Origin of the sequence: Herminiimonas fonticola, from assembly GCF_040395855.1 — a bacterium.
Classification (GTDB): domain Bacteria; phylum Pseudomonadota; class Gammaproteobacteria; order Burkholderiales; family Burkholderiaceae_D; genus Oxalicibacterium; species Oxalicibacterium fonticola_A.
Window position 1 is genome coordinate 1 of the sequence record NZ_JBEBPO010000020.1, and the last position, 17,553, is coordinate 17,553.

Annotated in this window: 16 protein-coding genes and 1 tRNA gene; 15 read left to right on the top strand and 2 right to left on the bottom strand. The window is 55.1% G+C overall.

What is annotated here, in order from left to right; genetic code table 11:
- Positions 1-27: 27 nt before the first annotated feature.
- Positions 28-104, bottom strand: a tRNA-Arg gene (locus ABWP27_RS04530).
- 244 nt (positions 105-348) lie between these two features.
- Here ABWP27_RS04530 and ABWP27_RS04535 point away from each other — a divergent pair.
- From ABWP27_RS04535 to ABWP27_RS04585, 11 genes are all read left to right on the top strand, one after another.
- Positions 349-1,815, top strand: a complete 1,467-nt coding sequence (locus ABWP27_RS04535) for a PAS domain-containing sensor histidine kinase (protein ID WP_353153966.1) — start codon at positions 349-351, stop codon at positions 1,813-1,815.
- 133 nt (positions 1,816-1,948) lie between these two features.
- Positions 1,949-2,596 carry a response regulator gene (locus ABWP27_RS04540; RefSeq protein WP_353153969.1) on the top strand — a complete coding sequence of 216 codons (648 nt, stop codon included), beginning with the start codon at positions 1,949-1,951 and terminating at the stop codon, positions 2,594-2,596.
- A gap of 194 nt (positions 2,597-2,790) precedes the next feature.
- A complete protein-coding gene (locus tag ABWP27_RS04545; protein WP_353153972.1) occupies positions 2,791-4,365 on the top strand; it encodes a GGDEF domain-containing protein in 1,575 nt (524 codons plus the stop codon).
- 516 nt (positions 4,366-4,881) lie between these two features.
- Positions 4,882-6,315 carry a flagellin N-terminal helical domain-containing protein gene (locus tag ABWP27_RS04550; RefSeq protein WP_353153975.1) on the top strand — a complete coding sequence of 478 codons (1,434 nt, stop codon included), beginning with the start codon at positions 4,882-4,884 and terminating at the stop codon, positions 6,313-6,315.
- An 84-nt stretch (positions 6,316-6,399) separates the two neighbouring features.
- The gene (locus ABWP27_RS04555; protein WP_353153978.1) at positions 6,400-6,759 is read left to right on the top strand and encodes a flagellar protein FlaG; all 360 of its coding nucleotides are present in this window, start codon (positions 6,400-6,402) and stop codon (positions 6,757-6,759) included.
- 95 nt (positions 6,760-6,854) lie between these two features.
- Positions 6,855-8,876 (top strand): flagellar filament capping protein FliD, encoded by a 2,022-nt coding sequence (gene fliD / locus ABWP27_RS04560; protein ID WP_353153981.1) that lies wholly within the window; start codon positions 6,855-6,857, stop codon positions 8,874-8,876.
- 35 nt (positions 8,877-8,911) lie between these two features.
- Positions 8,912-9,409, top strand: a complete 498-nt coding sequence (gene fliS / locus ABWP27_RS04565) for a flagellar export chaperone FliS (protein ID WP_353153983.1) — start codon at positions 8,912-8,914, stop codon at positions 9,407-9,409.
- A gap of 6 nt (positions 9,410-9,415) precedes the next feature.
- Positions 9,416-9,751: a flagellar protein FliT gene (locus ABWP27_RS04570; protein WP_353153985.1), complete on the top strand. Its 336-nt coding sequence runs from the start codon at positions 9,416-9,418 to the stop codon at positions 9,749-9,751.
- Positions 9,752-9,755: 4 nt separating this feature from the next.
- Positions 9,756-10,892 carry a flagellar hook-length control protein FliK gene (gene fliK / locus ABWP27_RS04575; protein ID WP_353153987.1) on the top strand — a complete coding sequence of 379 codons (1,137 nt, stop codon included), beginning with the start codon at positions 9,756-9,758 and terminating at the stop codon, positions 10,890-10,892.
- Positions 10,876-11,169 (top strand): EscU/YscU/HrcU family type III secretion system export apparatus switch protein, encoded by a 294-nt coding sequence (locus tag ABWP27_RS04580; RefSeq protein WP_502905314.1) that lies wholly within the window; start codon positions 10,876-10,878, stop codon positions 11,167-11,169. The genes fliK and ABWP27_RS04580 overlap by 17 nt, the downstream gene beginning before the upstream one ends.
- A 61-nt stretch (positions 11,170-11,230) precedes the next feature.
- Positions 11,231-11,986 (top strand): flagellar brake protein, encoded by a 756-nt coding sequence (locus ABWP27_RS04585; RefSeq protein ID WP_353153992.1) that lies wholly within the window; start codon positions 11,231-11,233, stop codon positions 11,984-11,986.
- A gap of 111 nt (positions 11,987-12,097) precedes the next feature.
- Here the strand turns inward: ABWP27_RS04585 and fliE are convergent, their stop codons facing one another.
- Positions 12,098-12,454, bottom strand: coding sequence for a flagellar hook-basal body complex protein FliE (fliE, locus tag ABWP27_RS04590; RefSeq protein ID WP_353153995.1), 357 nt, complete (start codon positions 12,452-12,454; stop codon positions 12,098-12,100).
- A 266-nt stretch (positions 12,455-12,720) separates the two neighbouring features.
- Here fliE and fliF point away from each other — a divergent pair, with 266 nt between their 5' ends.
- From fliF to fliI, 4 genes are read left to right on the top strand one after another with little or no spacing between them, the layout of a single operon-like run.
- On the top strand, positions 12,721-14,442 hold the full coding sequence (fliF, locus tag ABWP27_RS04595; RefSeq protein ID WP_502905315.1) for a flagellar basal-body MS-ring/collar protein FliF: 1,722 nt from the start codon (positions 12,721-12,723) through the stop codon (positions 14,440-14,442).
- On the top strand, positions 14,435-15,430 hold the full coding sequence (gene fliG / locus ABWP27_RS04600) for a flagellar motor switch protein FliG (RefSeq protein ID WP_353153998.1): 996 nt from the start codon (positions 14,435-14,437) through the stop codon (positions 15,428-15,430). The genes fliF and fliG overlap by 8 nt, the downstream gene beginning before the upstream one ends.
- The gene (gene fliH, locus ABWP27_RS04605; protein ID WP_353154001.1) at positions 15,423-16,124 is read left to right on the top strand and encodes a flagellar assembly protein FliH; all 702 of its coding nucleotides are present in this window, start codon (positions 15,423-15,425) and stop codon (positions 16,122-16,124) included. The genes fliG and fliH overlap by 8 nt, the downstream gene beginning before the upstream one ends.
- Entirely contained in the window at positions 16,124-17,539 is a 1,416-nt protein-coding gene (gene fliI / locus ABWP27_RS04610) for a flagellar protein export ATPase FliI (protein WP_502905316.1), read from the top strand. The genes fliH and fliI overlap by 1 nt, the downstream gene beginning before the upstream one ends.
- Positions 17,540-17,553 lie beyond the last annotated feature (14 nt).

Consider the following 17,553-nt stretch of genomic DNA (forward strand, 5'->3'; position numbering starts at 1 on the left):
CTTATGAACGTAACCCCTTGCTTATGCTGGTGCGGCTGGCAGGAATCGAACCCACGACCCCTTGGTTCGTAGCCAAGTACTCTATCCAGCTGAGCTACAGCCGCGAAAGACAAAATTATAGCACGGGTGCAATTCATTTTGGAAGCCTAATCATGCACTTTATTCAAACAAACATTTTTAAGTGCCCGGATTCAAGTGCCGCAACACAAATAGAATCGATTTTGTGCAAAAAACTTATGCTAAAGTCGGCACATCAATTCAGCTCCCATCACACCCTATTATAGAAGCGGCCACCAAAGCCGCCTATCACACCTGATCCGAACTCCCGCATTTGCGCCTCGCAGACCAATGACACAAGAAGGAAACATCATCAACAAGATGCACGCCGAATGGCTACCAACCATCCTGCAGGGATCAGTGAGCGAAATTTACGTATTGAGGTGCGACACCTTGCGCTTTGAATACGTCAATCCCGCTGCTGCCCATAATCTGCAATACAGTATTGCCGAACTGGCGGCGATGTCTCCCACGTCCATCGCCAGGGATATGACGCACGAGACCTATGAGCAGTTCTTTCAGAGCTTGCGCAATGGCAGCCAGGTTTCTGCCGCCGTCAATACCACCCACACGCGCAAGGATGGCAGCACTTATCCGATTGAGTTTCAATTGTTTTATCTGGCGGCGGATACCGAACCCGTCGTCATTGCCATCGGCAATGACGTCAGTTCGCGCGACAAGTCAGACAAGGCTTTGCGCGCCAGCGAGTCCCGTCTCAGCGCCATGGTTTCCAATACGCCGGGGCTGGTTTATCAATTCCTGCTGCACGGCGATGGACAATTTTCCTTCCCTTATCTCAGTGAAGGTTGCGAGGCGCTTCTGGGCATCACGGCCGAAGCATTGCACGCCAATCCAACGCTGTTCGTCGAACTGATTTTGCCTGAGGATCGCCAGTCTTATCAGGATGCAATGCTTGCTTCCATCGAACAGATGAACAACTGGAACTGGGAAGGACGCATCTGGATCGAGAAGTGGAAAGACGTCAAATGGATCAATCTGCGCGCCATGCCGCGCACGCTGGATGAGCATTGCGTGCAGTGGGAAGGCTTCATGACCAATATCACTGCCAGCAAACTGGAACAGGAAGAGATTATTCGTTCGCGCGCACAGCTCGCCGAACTATCGGCGCACATCGATATCGTCAAGGAACAGGAGCGCACACATATCGCGCGTGAAATACACGACGATCTGGGCGGCAATCTGACTGCCATCAAGATGGCGCTGGCCTTGCTGACACGGCGTTTGCCGGGGAAAAATCCGGAGCTGACAGAAAAAGCCGACTATGTGGAATCGCTGGTCGATCGCACCATAGAATCCGTGCATAAAATCGCCGGCAATCTGCGCCCAGGTATTCTGGACTTCGGTTTGGTGGCCGCTATCGACTGGCAAGCCAAGGAGTTTGAAAAACAGGTCGGCATACCCTGCCAATTCTCGAGCAACAAGACGGAGATCAATCTGGCGCTCGACCAAGCCACTGCGCTGTTTCGCATTTTTCAGGAAGCATTGACCAATATTGCCAAGCACGCGAAAGCCAGCCTCGTCACGGTACAACTTGTGCACACTCGTCAGTACGTACGACTGGAGATCATCGATAATGGGCGCGGGATTGAGATGACGGATCGCAACAAGCCAAAGTCATTCGGCATACGCGGCATGGTGGAGCGCTCGATCGCGATGGGCGGCAGTTTGTCTGTCAGCACGGCTCCCAAAGGTGGCACAATCGTTGCTATCAACGTGCCGCTGCCCGAGATCGCATAGCAAACCACATTAAAATCGACAATATTGGGAAATACCTTACCGAATTTGTCTGTCAGCCGCTGTCGCCATCCAGAATTTGTCACATCTGGCAGAAAACAAGTCTGACCTTACACGAATTCAATAAAGCAGAACAATGACAACGAAGAATGCAATAAAAGTCCTGATTGCCGACGACCACGCGATTGTGCGCGAAGGACTGAAACAGATTTTGGCCGACACCCGGGATATTGTTGTGGCAGGTCACGCCGAGAACGGCAACGAAGCCATCAAGCTATCCCGTGAAAGTTCGTGCGATGTACTCTTGCTGGATATTTCCATGCCCGACCGTAGCGGCATTGAAGTACTGAAACAGGTGCGCAAGGAATCCCCGAAAATTGCCATTCTGATGCTATCCATGCACCGCGAAGATCAATATGCGATCCGCTCGCTCAAAGCCGGCGCAGCCGGTTACCTGAACAAGCAAAGTGCGCCGGCCGAGCTGGTGAATGCAATTCGTCAGGTTGCCGCCGGACGCAAGTACATCAGTGCGGCCCTGGCGCAGGAACTGGCCAACCAGATCAACGACAATCACGAAACTGCACTGCATGAAACCCTGTCCGATCGCGAATATCAAACCCTGACCATGATCGCCTCCGGCAAAACCGTCAGCGATATTGCGACAGAACTGACCTTGTCGGTCAAAACCATCAGCATGTATCGTTCACGCCTGTTGCAGAAAATGAAACTTCGCCACAACGCAGAGTTAACCCACTACGCAATCAAAAATCATCTGGTCGACTGATCGGTGCACACAGACAATCCACCGGTTTGATGACAGCCGGCAGCTCAGGATACGGTTTATCTATATATAGCTACAATCTGAAAAAATAGCCGCTATTTACAGCCTTGATTCGGCTATCAAACCCGTCCCGCCTGCCTTATTATTCACGGATAGGCTGAAATTCAGTCATCCAATAATAAAGCGCACGCGCCGTCATGCCAGACAAACCAACGCAAAACCCTGCAGAAATTGCACGCGAAGCATTTCGCCAGCTAGCCACCCGCAAGATTGCCCCTACTCCCGATGCCTATCGCAAGATTTACGACGAGATCGCCGGTTATGCGACTCAACCCAGCGCAGAAGAAGTGCTCGGTGAATTTGCCGGCACCCTGCTCTCGGCTCCCGATCTTGCACCGCTAGGTAAAACCTTACAGGCAGCAGCAGCGACATCCTACTGGCCGGATTTCGGCAAAGGGCTGGAGCAACTGCTCAAGCATTACCAAACCCAATTAACTGCGCGCAGCACGACTACCTCCAGCACCAGCAGTCTGATCGGCAACTCGCTGCCATCGCTGATCGATGACCCGCAACCGGCCCTGTTGCGCGACTTGCTGATGCGCACGCTGACGCTGGCCGTCGCCTCGCTGCTGCAAGGCGCGCCGGAATTGGCGGAAGAATCCGAAGCCCTCGGGCGTTCCATCAAGGAAGCCCAAAGCGAAGCCGCGCTCAATGAAATTTCCGTACGGCTGAAACAGCTCTGCTTCAAGATCGAACTCAAGAGCGGCGATATGGCCGAGCAGCATGAACTGCTGCTGCGCCTGTTCAAGCTGCTGCTGGAAAACATCGGCAGTCTGATCGACGACGACTCATGGATGCATGGACAGATCGAAGCCGTCCAGAACCTGATTGCCGGCCCGGTCAACGACGCTGCGCTACGCGAAGTCATGCGCAGCCTGAAAGAAGTCATCTATAAACAAGGCACGCTGAAACACAGCCTGGTTGAAGCAAAAGATACGGTAAAAGACATGATGATCACGTTTATCGACCGGCTCGGAGAAATCGCCGCCACGACCGGCAACTATCACAAGAAAATCGACAATTACTCCAAACAGATCATCGCCACCGCCGATGTCGGCAAGCTGAGCAAGATCCTCGATGAAGTCATGAAGGAAACACGCATCGCGCAGAGCGAGGCATTACGTTCGCGCGACGCGATCCTGGCCGCCCGCAAAAACGCGGAAGATGCCGAGGCACGCATCCATAATCTGGAAGCCAAGCTCGAACAAATGAGCGAATTGGTGCGCGAAGACCAATTGACCGGCAGCCTCAACCGCCGCGGCCTGGAAGATATTTTCGAGCGCGAACTGGCGCGCGCCGAGCGGCGCGGCACACCACTCTGCATCGCCATGCTCGATCTGGACGATTTCAAGAAAATCAATGATAAATACGGCCACTCCGCCGGTGACGAAGCGCTGATCCATCTGGTGCGCGTGATCAAGGAAACATTGCGATCCATGGACGTCATCGCCCGCTTCGGCGGCGAAGAATTCCTCATCGTGTTGCCGGATACCGGCATGGATGAGGCAATTCAGACTGTCACGCGCCTGCAAAGAGAGTTGACCAAGCAAATCTTCATGCACAACCACACCCGCCTGCTGATGACCTTCAGCGCTGGTGTTGCGCTGCGCAATGAACAGGAAGATCAAAAATCGATGATAGAGCGTGCCGACAAGGCCTTGTACGAAGCCAAGCGTTCGGGTAAAAACCGCGTCGTGGCAGCGGCACAGTAATTTATCGCGCTTACTGTTGCAACTGCGGCGGCCGCGAACGCTGGCTCATGCCTGTTCGACAATATCGCACCAATTCTCACAACACCCCTCCCCAGCGCCCTTTCATATCTGCCGATACCGCAGATATTGCGCATCTCCATTCGACACCATCACGCAAATTTCCCACGCACAAACACATTCCTGTAGGCGCAATTACAAATAAATTCATGTGTATTTTCCGGATATGACATCCGAAAAATGGGCTTAGACGGCATGAATTCGGAAAAATGTAGGTTTTTTTGAAAAAATATTTCCCTAAAGTATTTTTCTATAGCGGTCGAAGAAGGGGTACGCGGCTTGTAATCAGTCGAAGCTGAAAAAAGAGAAATAGGATTTTCTCCTAAACTTTTTCCAGATCCGACCGATAAACATTACAAGCGGACTGATTCACTTATCAATCAATCGTAGTTATTGATAAAGCAAGTGTTGATGACGTACAAGCCGTAACCTTCCGTATTGAAACTTAGGAGAAATCTCATGGCCATCATTAACACCAACATCGCTTCGCTCAACGCACAACGTAACCTCACGGTATCGGAAAACTCGTTGACCACTTCGCTGCAACGTCTGTCCACCGGTCTGCGCATCAACAGCGCAAAAGACGATGCTGCAGGTCTGGCAATTTCGGAACGCTTCACTTCGCAAATCCGCGGTAACAATCAAGCTGCACGTAATGCAAACGACGGCATCTCGCTGGCGCAAACCGCTGAAGGCGACATGGCCCAGATCGGCAACAACCTGCAACGTATGCGTGAACTGGCTGTGCAATCCGCCAATGCCACCAACTCGTCGTCGGATCGTACCGCACTGAACAACGAAGTTCAGCAACTGGCACAAGAGATCGACCGCGTTGCACAAAACTCCGCATTCAACGGCGTCAAATTGCTGGACGGCAGCTTCTCCGCACAAAACTTCCAGGTCGGCGCAAATGCAACCGCAGCAGATCAAATCACGATCAGCTCGCTGGCTAACGCTCGTACCAGCGCATTGGGTCAATTCAACGGTTTCAACGCACAAGATTTGGGTACCATTAGTAACGGTGCAGCAGCTAACCTGACGATCGTTGTCGCCGGCACCAGCATCAACTATGCAAGCGCTGGAACAGTCGCTACCGATGCAAAATCCATTGCTGCGGCGGTCAATAGCTCCGGCGTCGCAGGCCTGAACGCTACGGCTGATGTGAACGTCAAGGCTGCCGGTGCATCCACCACAGTTAGCGGCATCGCCGGTAATTCCACATTGACCCTGAACGGCACCGTTATCACGATCGCCAATACAGCAAATGGTGTCGGCAATCGCGCAAATGCACTGGCTGCGATCAACGCTCAATCCGCCAATACAGGTGTTGTTGCAAAAGATAACGGCACTGGCATCGAGTTGACTGCTGCAGACGGCCGTAACATCACCACGGCATTTGCAGCTGGTGCATCAACCGGCGCGACTGTACTGGACTTCGGCCTGAGCGCTGACACAACTAAAGTTGGCACAGTCAAAGCAACCTACGTTGCGCCAAGTGGCACAACGGCAACAACGGTGACAGTCGCCGGTGCAGGCTTGGGCGCAGGAACGGCACTGGGAGTCGGCGCAACCGGCACGGCATTGTCGGCAATCGACGTTACAACAGCAGCAAATGCAAGCAACGCACTGGCATCCATCGATGCAGCACTGACGCAAATCAACAGCGGCCGTGCAACCCTCGGTGCGATCCAGAACCGTTTTGCTTCGGTTGTGACCAGCCTGCAAACTTCCGCAGAAAACTTGTCCGCATCGCGTAGCCGTATTCAAGATGCAGACTTCGCTTCGGAAACAGCCAATCTGACCAAAGGCCAGATCCTGCAACAAGCTGGTACCGCCATGCTGGCACAGGCAAACTCGCTGCCAAACGGCGTGTTGGCTCTGTTGCGCGGCTAATCGGTTAATCAACCGTAGTTTGATGTAAAACGGTTCCCCGGCTGCGTTTATGGCAGCCGGGGAATTGTCGCAAAGGGAGTCATCATGGACATTCAGCAAATCAGCAACGCAAGCCAGGCTGCAGCGTGGGATACAAACAAGGCCACATCGGCCACCAACGCTCTCGCGGCAAAAGCGTCCTCTGTGCCAGTTCAGATTGTCAATCCGGTGCAGCAAACCTCTCCGGCACAAGTATCCCAGGCACTGCAAAGCATCAACAAGGCATTGGAAACAATGTCACAGAATCTGGAATTCACCGTCGATGAAGACAGCCATCGCACCATCGTCAAGGTCATCGATCAGCAAACCAGGGAAGTGATACGCCAGATGCCATCGGCTGAAGCGATCGAAATTTCCAAGGCACTCGACAAGTTGCAGGGCTTGTTGATCAGGCAAAAAGCATAGCTGGATTGAAACAAAGAGGTAAAACCCCTTCTATCCTCTGGCTTGCTCTGATCCGCCCTCCTTTATATTATGATTTTCTCTAACAGGAGAAGCACGTGGCAATTACATCTGCTGGCGTAGGCTCCAACCTTCCTATCGATTCGCTGATCAGTCAGCTGATGCAGTCCGAAGCACTGCCGCTGACTGCGCTCGCAAAAAAAGAAGCCAGCTATCAGGCCAAGGTTTCCGCTTTCGGCAGCCTGAGCAGCGCACTCGGTACTTTTCAGACTGCGTTGGCTGCATTGAAAAATCCAAGCACCTTCCGCACACTGACTGCTTCTTCATCGGATACATCGATACTTTCCGCAGCCGCGTCCGGCAAGGCCGCTGCCGGTAGCTACAACATAAATGTGACGAAATTGGCGCAGGCGCAAAGCATTGCATCCGCCGGCCAGGCCAGCACGACCGCCTCCATCGGTGCAGGCGGCACGACTACACTCACCTTCCAGCTTGGCACTATTACCGGCGGCACACTGACAGACGGTATCTACTCCGGTGGCGCGTCATTCGCGCAGTCCGGAGAGCAGGCGACTGGCACTGTCACGATCAACAACAATAACAATTCACTGCAAGGCATACGCGATGCAATCAATGCCGCGAACCTTGGCGTGACCGCAACAATCGTCAATGACGGTAGCGACAATCCCAATCATCTGGTGTTGACCTCGACAAAAACCGGTGCCACCTCCAGCATGAAAATCAGCGTCAGCGGCGATGCGGCGATTGAAAACCTGCTGGCTTACGATCCTGCCGGCACGCAGAACCTGAAGCAGAATACCGTTGCACAAAGCGCGGCCCTGACCATCAACGGTATTGCAGTGAGCAGCCCAAGCAACAGCATCAACGATGCTCTCGAGGGTATTTCCCTCTCGTTGAGCAAGGTAGGCACCAGCAATCTGACCGTTTCTCGCAGCAGCAGCGCACTCGAGACGGGCGTCACCGGCTTTGTCAAAGCCTATAACGACCTCAACCAGACGCTCAAGAATCTGACCACCTTCAATGGCGTAGGAAAAGCCAATGGCGAATTGCTGGGCGATTCCACTGTTCAATCCATCCAGGCTGAATTGCGTCGTACGCTCTCCACCACCATTGATGGACTGAAAGGTGATTACGTCACACTTGGTCAAATCGGCGTCAGTTTCCAGAAGGATGGCGCGCTGGCACTCGATACAAGCAAGCTGCAAACGGCTATTTCCAAGAACCCGGATGGCGTAGGCGCGCTGTTTGCAGAAATGGGCAGCACGACAGACAGCCTGGTTGATTTTGTCGGTTCGACCAAAAACACGAAAGCAGGCAGTTATGCGTTGAACATTACGCAAATCGCCACCCAGGCCAACATGACCGGCGACCTGGATCTCAGCGCCGGATCGACTGTGATCGCACCGAATACCAGCATCACGATGACGATCGATGGCATCGCCACCGAAGTCGCCCTTGCCGCCGGTTCTTATACGGCCGCGCAACTTGCCGCGCTATTGCAATCGTCGATCAACGGCACGTCCAAGTTCGTGACCGAAGGCGTATCTGTTAGCGCGAGCATTACTGCCGATGGCTTTTTGAACATTCAATCCAAGCGTTACGGCTCTGCCTCCAACATCAGCATGAATGCTGCCGGAACCGGTACCGGAATTGCCGAACTGTTTGGATCGGTATCCAGCGGCACTGCCGGCGTCGATGTTGCCGGTACCATCAACGGTGTAGCCGCCACCGGCTCAGGCCAGACGCTGACAGGTGCAATCGGCTCTCCCACTGAAGGTATCAAGCTGAATATTCTTGGCGGCGTATTGGGTGCGCGTGGCGATGTCAACTTCACCAACGGCTACGCCAATCGACTCGATACTTTCCTGAGCAGCGTGTTGGGCAGCACGGGATTGATCTCGGGGCGCACCGATGGTTTGAATCGCAGCATCAAGGATATAGGCACGACACGCGATGCATTCAACGCCAAGCTTGTCGGTATCGAAGCGCGCTACCGTGCGCAATTTACCGCGCTCGATATCGCGATTGGAAAAATGAGTTCAACCAGCTCTTTCCTCACGCAGCAGTTGGCCCAGATTGCGAATCTGTCCAAACAGTAATGCAGTAAACAGCGCTTAATTTAGGAGAGAACTCTATGTTCGGGTCGGCACAGAACGGAGCCAAGGCTTATGCCAAGGTCGGCATGGAAACAGGTGTCATCGCTGCCAATCCGCATAAGCTGATTGTCATGCTGTTTGAAGGTGCGCAAATTGCACTGATGACTGCATTGCAGCAAATGAAGGCCGGCAATATCGCTGCCAAGGGGCAGGCGATTTCAAAAGCCATCATGATCATCGACAACGGCTTGCGCGCCAGCCTGGATAAATCCGTGGGCGGCGATATCGCGATCAAACTCGATGCGCTTTACGAATACATGAGCAATCAATTGCTCAATGCGAATTTGAAAAACGATCCGGCGCTGGTCGAAGAAGTCCAAGGCCTGCTGGAAGAAATAAAGGGGGCATGGCTTGCCATTACTCCCCCGGAGCAAAACGTGCAAAATCTGATGTCGAACTCTTCTACCATTCAGCAAAACGGTACGGCTGCATACGATGCGCTTGCGCCACGTACTTCTACCTTAATGAAAGCGTGATCAACGATGAACGAACAAGAAATCATTTATCTGTACGAAAACGTTGCATCGATTACCGATCAAATGCTGGCCGCCGCGCGAGTCGGCGATTGGGACAACCTGATCGCACTGGAGTCGCGTTGTGCCGATCAGGTCAATATTCTGAAAACCAGCGAACCGCCTGCACCGCTCACTGGTGAAAGTCGTGAACGCAAGGTTGCCATCATCAAGAAGATCCTGGCCGACGACAGGGAAATTCGCGACCTGGCCGAACCATGGATGGCGAAACTCTCCCTGCTCATCAACAGCAGCGGTGCCGAACGCAAACTCAACCGCGCCTATGGCGCCAATCACCCGGGATAAATAAATGCTGCCACGGGCCGATATCACCGGTACCCGGCCCGTCGTCCTTATCGAGGCAAGCGCGCCGGCAACGGCCCTGGGTCAAGCCAAGCAGGAAACGCTTGACCGCTTGCTCCAGCTCACGCTGGGTAAGGAATATCAGGCACAGGTTTTATCGCGTCTCAGCGACGGCAACTTTCTGGTGAAAGTGGACAATGCCGTTGCCAGCATGCTGCTGCCGCCCGGCACCAAAACCGGCGACAAGCTTGACCTCACCCTGCTGGCAAACCAGCCGCGCCCTACTTTCATGCTCGGCAAGGCCGAAGCAGGCGCGACCACCTCTCTCAGCAATGCAGGCCGCCTGATCGGCAATATGCTGCAACTGGCACAGCAGGACGGCATGCCGACTGCCGTCGTCGGCAAAACGCCACTGGTGGCGACACCCGGCGCCAGCGCACAGCAGATCGCCGGCGCACTGCAAAATGCCGTGTCTTTCAGCGGACTGTTTTACGAATCGCATGTTGCGCAATGGGCGATGGGCATGCGCCCTGCCAGCGATCTCCTGCGCGAACCAGCCGCCAAACGCAGCAACGCACCTCTGATTGGCCAGCAGCAAGCGACACCAGAAAATGCCGGCACCAGCGATCTCGGCAGATTGATGACGAATGTACGCGAATGGGTGGGTGGCGAACGTGCACTGGCGGATTTGCTGCGCAGTACGCAAACCGGCAAGCCTGAGCAGGAAAGCATCGCACCCCTCGTCGGCAAACAGCAGGATATTCCAGTCAGTGAGGGCCTGAAGCTGATCAATCTGCAACTCGATACGCTGGAACAACGCCGCATCATGTGGCAAGGCGAACTCTTCCCCGGCCAGCCGCTGGAATGGGAAATTTCCGACGACACGCCGGAAAAAAGCTCAGAACAATCCGAACCTGAACCGGCATGGAACAGCAGTGTGCGCTTTAACCTGCCGACGCTGGGTTCGGTCTCCGCGACCATCCGTTTGAGCGGCGAACATCTGCAGGTGCAAGTTCATACTGCCGACGAAGAAACCGCGGTAGCGCTGCGCAGCCACGGCAAACTGCTGGCCGACGCACTGGCCGCTGCCGGTTCGACACTGGACTCTCTGCTGGTCAAGCAAGCGGATGAGCCGCATGGATAATCTCAAACCACCACCAAGCGCCGTTGCGCTCGCCTACCAGAGCGGCGATTCGGCGCCGCGCATTGTCGCCAAAGGACGCGGCCTGATTGCCGAGCAGATTATCGAACGCGCAAAAGAACATGGCGTTGCGGTACACGAATCGAAAGAGCTGGTGGCACTATTATTGCAGGTAGAACTGGACGATCACATCCCCCCTGCGCTCTACCGCGCAGTGGCAGAACTATTGGCGTGGTTATATCGCGTTGAGGCTGCCCAACAGCGTGGCGGCAATGTATGATGTCCGGCTGTAAGGTGAAGCCACGGCCACTTACGTGCACTCAGTTGATTAGAAAAACACGATGACTCTTGCCAGTGAATACGAAAACGATGATTTGAATCCCTACCGGGTTAACTCCCGCCGGGAAGTAATTGCCTTGTTGCGCAGTATCGGTGAGCGCAATCAGTTGGTCAGAATGCTGATCAACCATGGCAACGACACAATCGTGACCTCGATCCTGAAAATCGATGAAGCAGCCAATACCGTCCTGCTCGATTGCGCGCCTACCGCCATCATGAATCAGCGTGTACTGGATAGTGAAAAACTGTCGTTTGAAACGGTGCTGGAAAACATCCGCATTCTGTTTAACTCACCAGCGGCAGAGAGCTGCATCTACGAGAATTTGCCCGCCTTCATCATTCCGCTGCCGACCAGCGTGATCCGCCTGCAACGGCGCGAATTCTATCGTGTGCCCACACCCGTGACCAACCCGATCTATTGCACGATACCGATCAGAGCCGAAGACCAGATCATTCCTGTTGTGGTTCCACTGCACAATATCAGCGGCGGCGGGCTGTCTATAGTCGATGAAAAAAAATTGATCGATTCGACACCCGGCCACATATATGAAAATTGCCGCCTCGATTTACCCGGCGGCAGCGTAACGCTTGCCTTGCAAATCCGTAATCATCTTGAGGTCACACTGACCAACGGCAAAAGCATACATAGGCTGGGATGCGCTTTCGTGAACCCTTCCAATGGAGCGGTGGGCGCGGTACAAAAGTACATTACCAAGCTGGAACGGGATCAGAACGCAAAAGCAACAGGGCTGGGCTGAAAAGCAGAAGGAACAGCGGAAGTGGAACCGGCCACAAAGAAGTGAAGCAACCCAGATAAGCAAAAAAACAGGAGCCGGACAGCGCCAGCCCCCAATCAAAACGCGATAAATCTATACCTGCATATTCATCATTTCCTGGTAGGCCGATACCACCTTGTTGCGTACCTGCACCGTTGCCTGGAATGAAATACTCGCTTTTTGCATGGAAATCATCACATCCGACAGGTTCACACTGTCATCTCCCAGCGTAAATTTCTGCCCCAGTTGATCGGCGTGATTCTGCGCACTGGCCACATTATCCAGCGATGCCTTCAGCGCCTGGGAAAAATCCACTTTGGTCGCCGATTTTTCGACCTGCGACGCACCGCCTGCCAAAGGATTGATCGCAGGCTGCGAACGCGCAGCTGCAGCCTTGAGCTGGGCGACCATGGCATCTATTGCCGTTGAATCAATTCCGCCGACTTTCATCATTTTCTCCATACAGTTGCGGGCGGGCACTATAATTACCTCAACCCATACGGCAGAGTTCCCGATAAGGGATTCCGCACTACCCCGCCAAGTTATCACGCACGTCAACTTGAATCGTTTCAATAAAGGACAGAAATATTGCTCTGTTCCAGAGATTGAATTTCCTCGTACCCTTGACAATTCATGCTACGGAAAAAAGTTTGAAGAGCGAGAACATCGATGAACCATTCAGTCCAATTTGACGCTAGCCAAGCAGGAGCACAATCATGGCAGTAGTCGTAGCAGGCGAAGGCGGACTCCCGCAAACGGCAGACGTCAACCCGAATAGCCCGAACGCCATCTTCAACATGGCAAAATCGCCCAACGGCCGCAAGTTCCTGTTGATGCTGGCTGCAGCGGCAGTCATCGCAGTCATGATCGGCCTGGTGCTGTGGGGCCAGAAGCCGGAATATCGCGTCCTGTTTTCCAATTTCTCGGATCGCGATGGCGGTGCCATCATGACCTCGCTGCAAGCAGCCAACGTCCCGTATAAATTCGCCGAAGGTGGCGGCGCCATTCTGGTGCCTGCCGATAAAGTGCATGAAATTCGCCTGAAGCTGGCTGCAGAAGGTTTGCCGAAAGGCGGCAGCGTCGGCTTCGAGTTGATGGAAAATCAAAAACTCGGCGTGTCGCAATTCCTCGAACAAGTCAATTTCCAGCGCGCGCTGGAAGGCGAACTGGCCCGTTCCATCCAGTCGGTCGGCGCAGTGCAGTCAGCGCGTGTCCATCTGGCCTTGCCCAAGGCATCGGTCTTCGTGCGTGATCAGCAAAAGCCAACGGCGTCCGTATTGCTGAATCTGCATGCAGGCCGCTTCCTGGATCAGCAACAAGTCAGCGCCATCGTGCATCTGGTGGCCAGCAGCGTGCCAGAACTGTCGCCGAAAAATGTCACCATCGTCGATCAAGCCGGCAACCTGCTGTCTGAAAACAACAAACCTGCCGGCACCAACACGCTGGACCCGTCGCAGCTCAAATACGTGCAGGAACTGCAGCAAAGCATCGCCAAGCGCGTCGAATCGATCATCACGCCTATCGTCGGCTCCAATAATGTGCGTGCCGAAGCAACTGCCGATGTGGATTTTTCGACCAGCGAACAAGCGGCTGAAATCTACAAACCGAATCAGGTGCCAAGCAGCGCCACTGTGCGCAGCCAGCAAACCAGCGAATCGACGAATGGCGGCGGCAACAACGCAACAGGCGTTCCCGGCGCATTGACCAACCAGCCGGCACCGGCGGCAACGGCGCCATTGAATACGACGCCGCAAACCACCGCTGCGCCCGGCACTCCGGGTGCACCTGGTACTCCCGGCGCACCGGCTGCCACTGCAACCGCAGCGCAAGCCACACCGATTCAACGCGACACCACAACCAATTACGAAGTAGATAAAACCATCCGCTATGTACAGCAACCGATGGGCGGCCTCAAGCGTCTGTCCGTTGCAGTCGTGGTCAATTACAAGCGTGTGGTCGGCAAGGACGGCAAAGTCAGCTTCCAGCCACTGACGGAAATCGAAAAAACGCAAATCACCGATCTGGTCAAAGAAGCGATGGGCTATAACAAGGACAGAGGCGATACGCTCAATGTCGTCAATAGTCCTTTTGCCGGCAGCAACAAGGAAGAAGCACCCAAGCTGCCACTCTGGGAGCGGCCGGAAGCGATCGACATGGGCATGCAGGGCGCCAAGTATCTGCTGCTCGGCCTCGTATTGCTGATTCTGTACTTCAAAGTGTTGAAGCCGCTGCTCACCAAATTGAATCCGCCGCCGCTGGCGCTGACCGATGAAAGCGGCCAGCCTATCCTCGCGACGCGGGAACCGGAAGAAGAAGTCGGGCCTATGGGCATCCATATGCACAGTTATCAGCAAAATCTGGAAGCCGCCAAAGCGCTCGCCAGACAGGATCCGAAAGTAGTCGCAAACATCGTCAAGGCGTGGGTGGGAAATGAGTGATAAGGGCATACATAAAGGCGCGGTCTTGATGCTTGCACTCGGCGCGGATGAAGCTGCCGAAGTGATGAAATATCTCGGCCCGCGCGAAGTGCAGAAACTTGGCGCAGCCATGTCCACGATGAAGGCCATCCAGAGCGAGGAACTGGTTGCCGTGCTCAGTGAATTCAGGGGCGAGACGGAAAAAAATACCTCGCTGGGTCTGGATTCCGACGACTACATCCGTGACGTGCTGACCAAGGCGCTGGGCGACGACAAGGCGGCTTCGCTGCTCAATCGCATTCTCGGCGCACGCGATGCCAGCGGCATCGAAAGCCTGAAATGGATGGACGCACAATCGGTCGCAGACCTGGTGCGCAACGAACATCCGCAAATCATCGCCACCATTCTGGTGCATCTGGAGCGCGACCAGGCTTGCGAAGTGCTGGAACATTTCACCGAACGTCTGCGCAACGACTGCGTATTGCGCATTGCCACGCTGGATGGCGTACAACCGGCCGCCCTGCGCGAATTGAACGAAGTGTTGACGAAGCTGTTGACCGGCAATGAAAACCTGAAGAAAAAACCGATGGGCGGCATCCGCGCAGCGGCAGAAATCCTCAACTTCTTCAATGGCGAAAACGAAGTATCGGTGATGGCCAATCTGAAGGGCTACGACAACGACATGGCGCAAAAGATCATGGACGAGATGTTCGTGTTCGACAACATCATGGATATCGAAGACAGAGGCATTCAGCTCTTGCTGCGTGAAGTACAGTCCGAATCGCTGATCATCGCACTCAAGGGCGCAACACCTGACTTGCGCGAAAAATTCTTCAAGAATATGTCGCAGCGCGCAGGAGAAATGATGCGCGAAGATCTGGAATCCAAAGGCCCGGTACGCCTGTCCGAAGTCGAAGCGAATCAGAAGGAAATCCTGCAAATCGTGCGCCGTCTGGCCGACGAAGGCCAGTTGACGCTGGGCGGCAAAGCGGAAGATGCTTATGTCTGACGTCATCCCGAAAGAAAAACAGTCGGCGTATCAACGCTGGGAAATGACGTCCTTCGGCGAAGAACCTGCCGTCGCCGGCGGCAAGGCGTCGACATCCGATAACGCCGCATCCATCGCTGCCGCCAATGCTGCGGCAAGCGCACAGATGGCCAATATTGCCGCGATGGCGCAGCAGATTGAAGATGCGCGCGCGCAGGCGCATGCAGAAGGCTATGCTGCCGGCCTCGAAGAAGGTCGCGCCGCCGGTTTGGCAGAAGGCCGTGCGCAAGCCGAAGAGGAAAGACGCAGCCTGCGGCAGATCGCCGAAACCTTTGGCACCGAAGTAGCGCAGGCCAATGAACTGATCGCCAACGACATGCTCGACCTGTCGCTGGATCTGGCCAAGGCGATGCTGAAAACCGCCTTGAACGTACGCCCCGAACTCATCATCCCGCTGGTGCGGGAAGCGATTCACTATCTGCCTACACTGCAGCAACCCACCCTGCTCCATCTGCACCCTGACGATGCGGCTATTGTCGCCACGCACATGAGCGATGAATTGAATGCGGTCGGCTGGCGGGTGGTGGAAGATACGCACATGAGCCGCGGCGGCTGCCGCGTCGAAGCCGTCACCAATCAGATCGATGCCAGTACGACGACGCGCTGGCAGCGCATCGCCGCTGCGCTCGGCAAAGAATCCGACTGGCTCGTCTGATGTCCGCCACTCCACATCCCGCCACCCCGAACAGCAGCCGCTGGCAAGCCTATCTGCGCGATTGCCGCACGCTGCTGGATATCGCCGAGCCGATGCTGGTCTCCGGTCGCATCACGCGCGTGGCCGGTCTGGTGATGGAAGCGGTCGGACTCAAGCTCGCCGTCGGCAGCGCCTGCACGGTGCCGCTGGCCAACGGAGCGCGGATCGAAGCCGAGGTGGTCGGTTTTGAAGACGACAAGCTGTTCCTGATGCCGCAAAGCGATGTCGAAGGCATCGTGCCGGGCACCCGCGTGTTTCCGGTGGAAGTGGTGCAATCGTTGCCCAAACCTGGCGCTGTCACCCATCCGCGCCGTCGCCCTAGCGATCGCACCCGTCATCTGCCGGTCGGCATCGAATTGCTGGGTCGCGTGCTGGATGGCGCCGGCCGCCCGCTCGACAGCCTGGGCCCGCTGCATGCAACGCATGCCGCACCCTTGAATGTACGCGCCGCCAATCCTCTTTCGCGTGCGCCTATCACCGATGTTCTGGATGTGGGTGTACGCGCCATCAACAGCATGCTGACTGTAGGACGCGGTCAGCGCATGGGCTTGTTCGCCGGTTCCGGCGTCGGTAAAAGCGTGTTGCTTGGCATGATGGCGCGCTATACCACTGCCGATGTCATTGTGGTCGGCCTGATCGGCGAACGGGGTCGCGAAGTGAAGGAATTCATCGAACAGATTCTGGGGCCGGAAGGCCTGGCGCGTTCGGTCGTAGTCGCCGCACCGGCTGATACGCCGCCGCTGATGCGCCTGCAAGGTGCCGCCTACGCCACTGCCATCGCCGAACATTTTCGCGATGAAGGCAAAGACGTCTTGCTGATCATGGATTCGCTGACCCGTTATGCGATGGCGCAGCGCGAGATTGCCCTCGCCATCGGCGAACCGCCTGCCACCAAAGGTTATCCGCCATCGGTCTTCGCCAAGTTGCCGGCGTTGGTCGAACGTGCCGGTAACGGCAAGGAAGGCGGCGGCTCGATCACGGCGTTTTATACGGTATTGACCGAGGGTGACGATCAACAGGACCCGATCGCCGACGCGGCACGTGCGATTCTGGACGGCCATATCGTGCTGAACCGCTCGCTGGCGGAAGCCGGACATTACCCGGCGATCGATATCGAACAATCGATCAGTCGCGCGATGCACAATATCACGACGCCGGAACATCAAAAACAGACCCGCAAGCTGAAGCAACTGACTTCCCGCTACCAGCGCAATCGCGACTTGATCAGCGTCGGCGCCTACAGTGCAGGATCGGACCCGGTGCTGGACGAGGCCATTGCCCTGAATACAAAAATAGAGTCATTCTTGCAACAGGATATTACCGAACGCAGCGACATAAACGAGAGCTTGGGGCAACTTGCCTCGCTATTCCAGTGATGGCCGCAGGCATC

Excerpts from the sequence above, each read along its gene's own strand:
- ABWP27_RS04535 (WP_353153966.1), top strand. The coding sequence starts at position 349 with ATGACACAAGAAGGAAACATCATCAACAAGATGCACGCCGAATGGCTA.
- ABWP27_RS04540 (WP_353153969.1), top strand. The coding sequence starts at position 1,949 with ATGACAACGAAGAATGCAATAAAAGTCCTGATTGCCGACGACCACGCG.
- ABWP27_RS04545 (WP_353153972.1), top strand. The coding sequence starts at position 2,791 with ATGCCAGACAAACCAACGCAAAACCCTGCAGAAATTGCACGCGAAGCA.
- ABWP27_RS04550 (WP_353153975.1), top strand. The coding sequence starts at position 4,882 with ATGGCCATCATTAACACCAACATCGCTTCGCTCAACGCACAACGTAAC.
- ABWP27_RS04555 (WP_353153978.1), top strand. The coding sequence starts at position 6,400 with ATGGACATTCAGCAAATCAGCAACGCAAGCCAGGCTGCAGCGTGGGAT.
- fliS (WP_353153983.1), top strand. The coding sequence starts at position 8,912 with ATGTTCGGGTCGGCACAGAACGGAGCCAAGGCTTATGCCAAGGTCGGC.
- ABWP27_RS04570 (WP_353153985.1), top strand. The coding sequence starts at position 9,416 with ATGAACGAACAAGAAATCATTTATCTGTACGAAAACGTTGCATCGATT.
- fliK (WP_353153987.1), top strand. The coding sequence starts at position 9,756 with ATGCTGCCACGGGCCGATATCACCGGTACCCGGCCCGTCGTCCTTATC.
- ABWP27_RS04580 (WP_502905314.1), top strand. The coding sequence starts at position 10,876 with ATGAGCCGCATGGATAATCTCAAACCACCACCAAGCGCCGTTGCGCTC.
- ABWP27_RS04585 (WP_353153992.1), top strand. The coding sequence starts at position 11,231 with ATGACTCTTGCCAGTGAATACGAAAACGATGATTTGAATCCCTACCGG.
- fliE (WP_353153995.1), bottom strand. The coding sequence starts at position 12,454 with ATGAAAGTCGGCGGAATTGATTCAACGGCAATAGATGCCATGGTCGCC.
- fliF (WP_502905315.1), top strand. The coding sequence starts at position 12,721 with ATGGCAGTAGTCGTAGCAGGCGAAGGCGGACTCCCGCAAACGGCAGAC.
- fliG (WP_353153998.1), top strand. The coding sequence starts at position 14,435 with ATGAGTGATAAGGGCATACATAAAGGCGCGGTCTTGATGCTTGCACTC.
- fliH (WP_353154001.1), top strand. The coding sequence starts at position 15,423 with ATGTCTGACGTCATCCCGAAAGAAAAACAGTCGGCGTATCAACGCTGG.
- fliI (WP_502905316.1), top strand. The coding sequence starts at position 16,124 with ATGTCCGCCACTCCACATCCCGCCACCCCGAACAGCAGCCGCTGGCAA.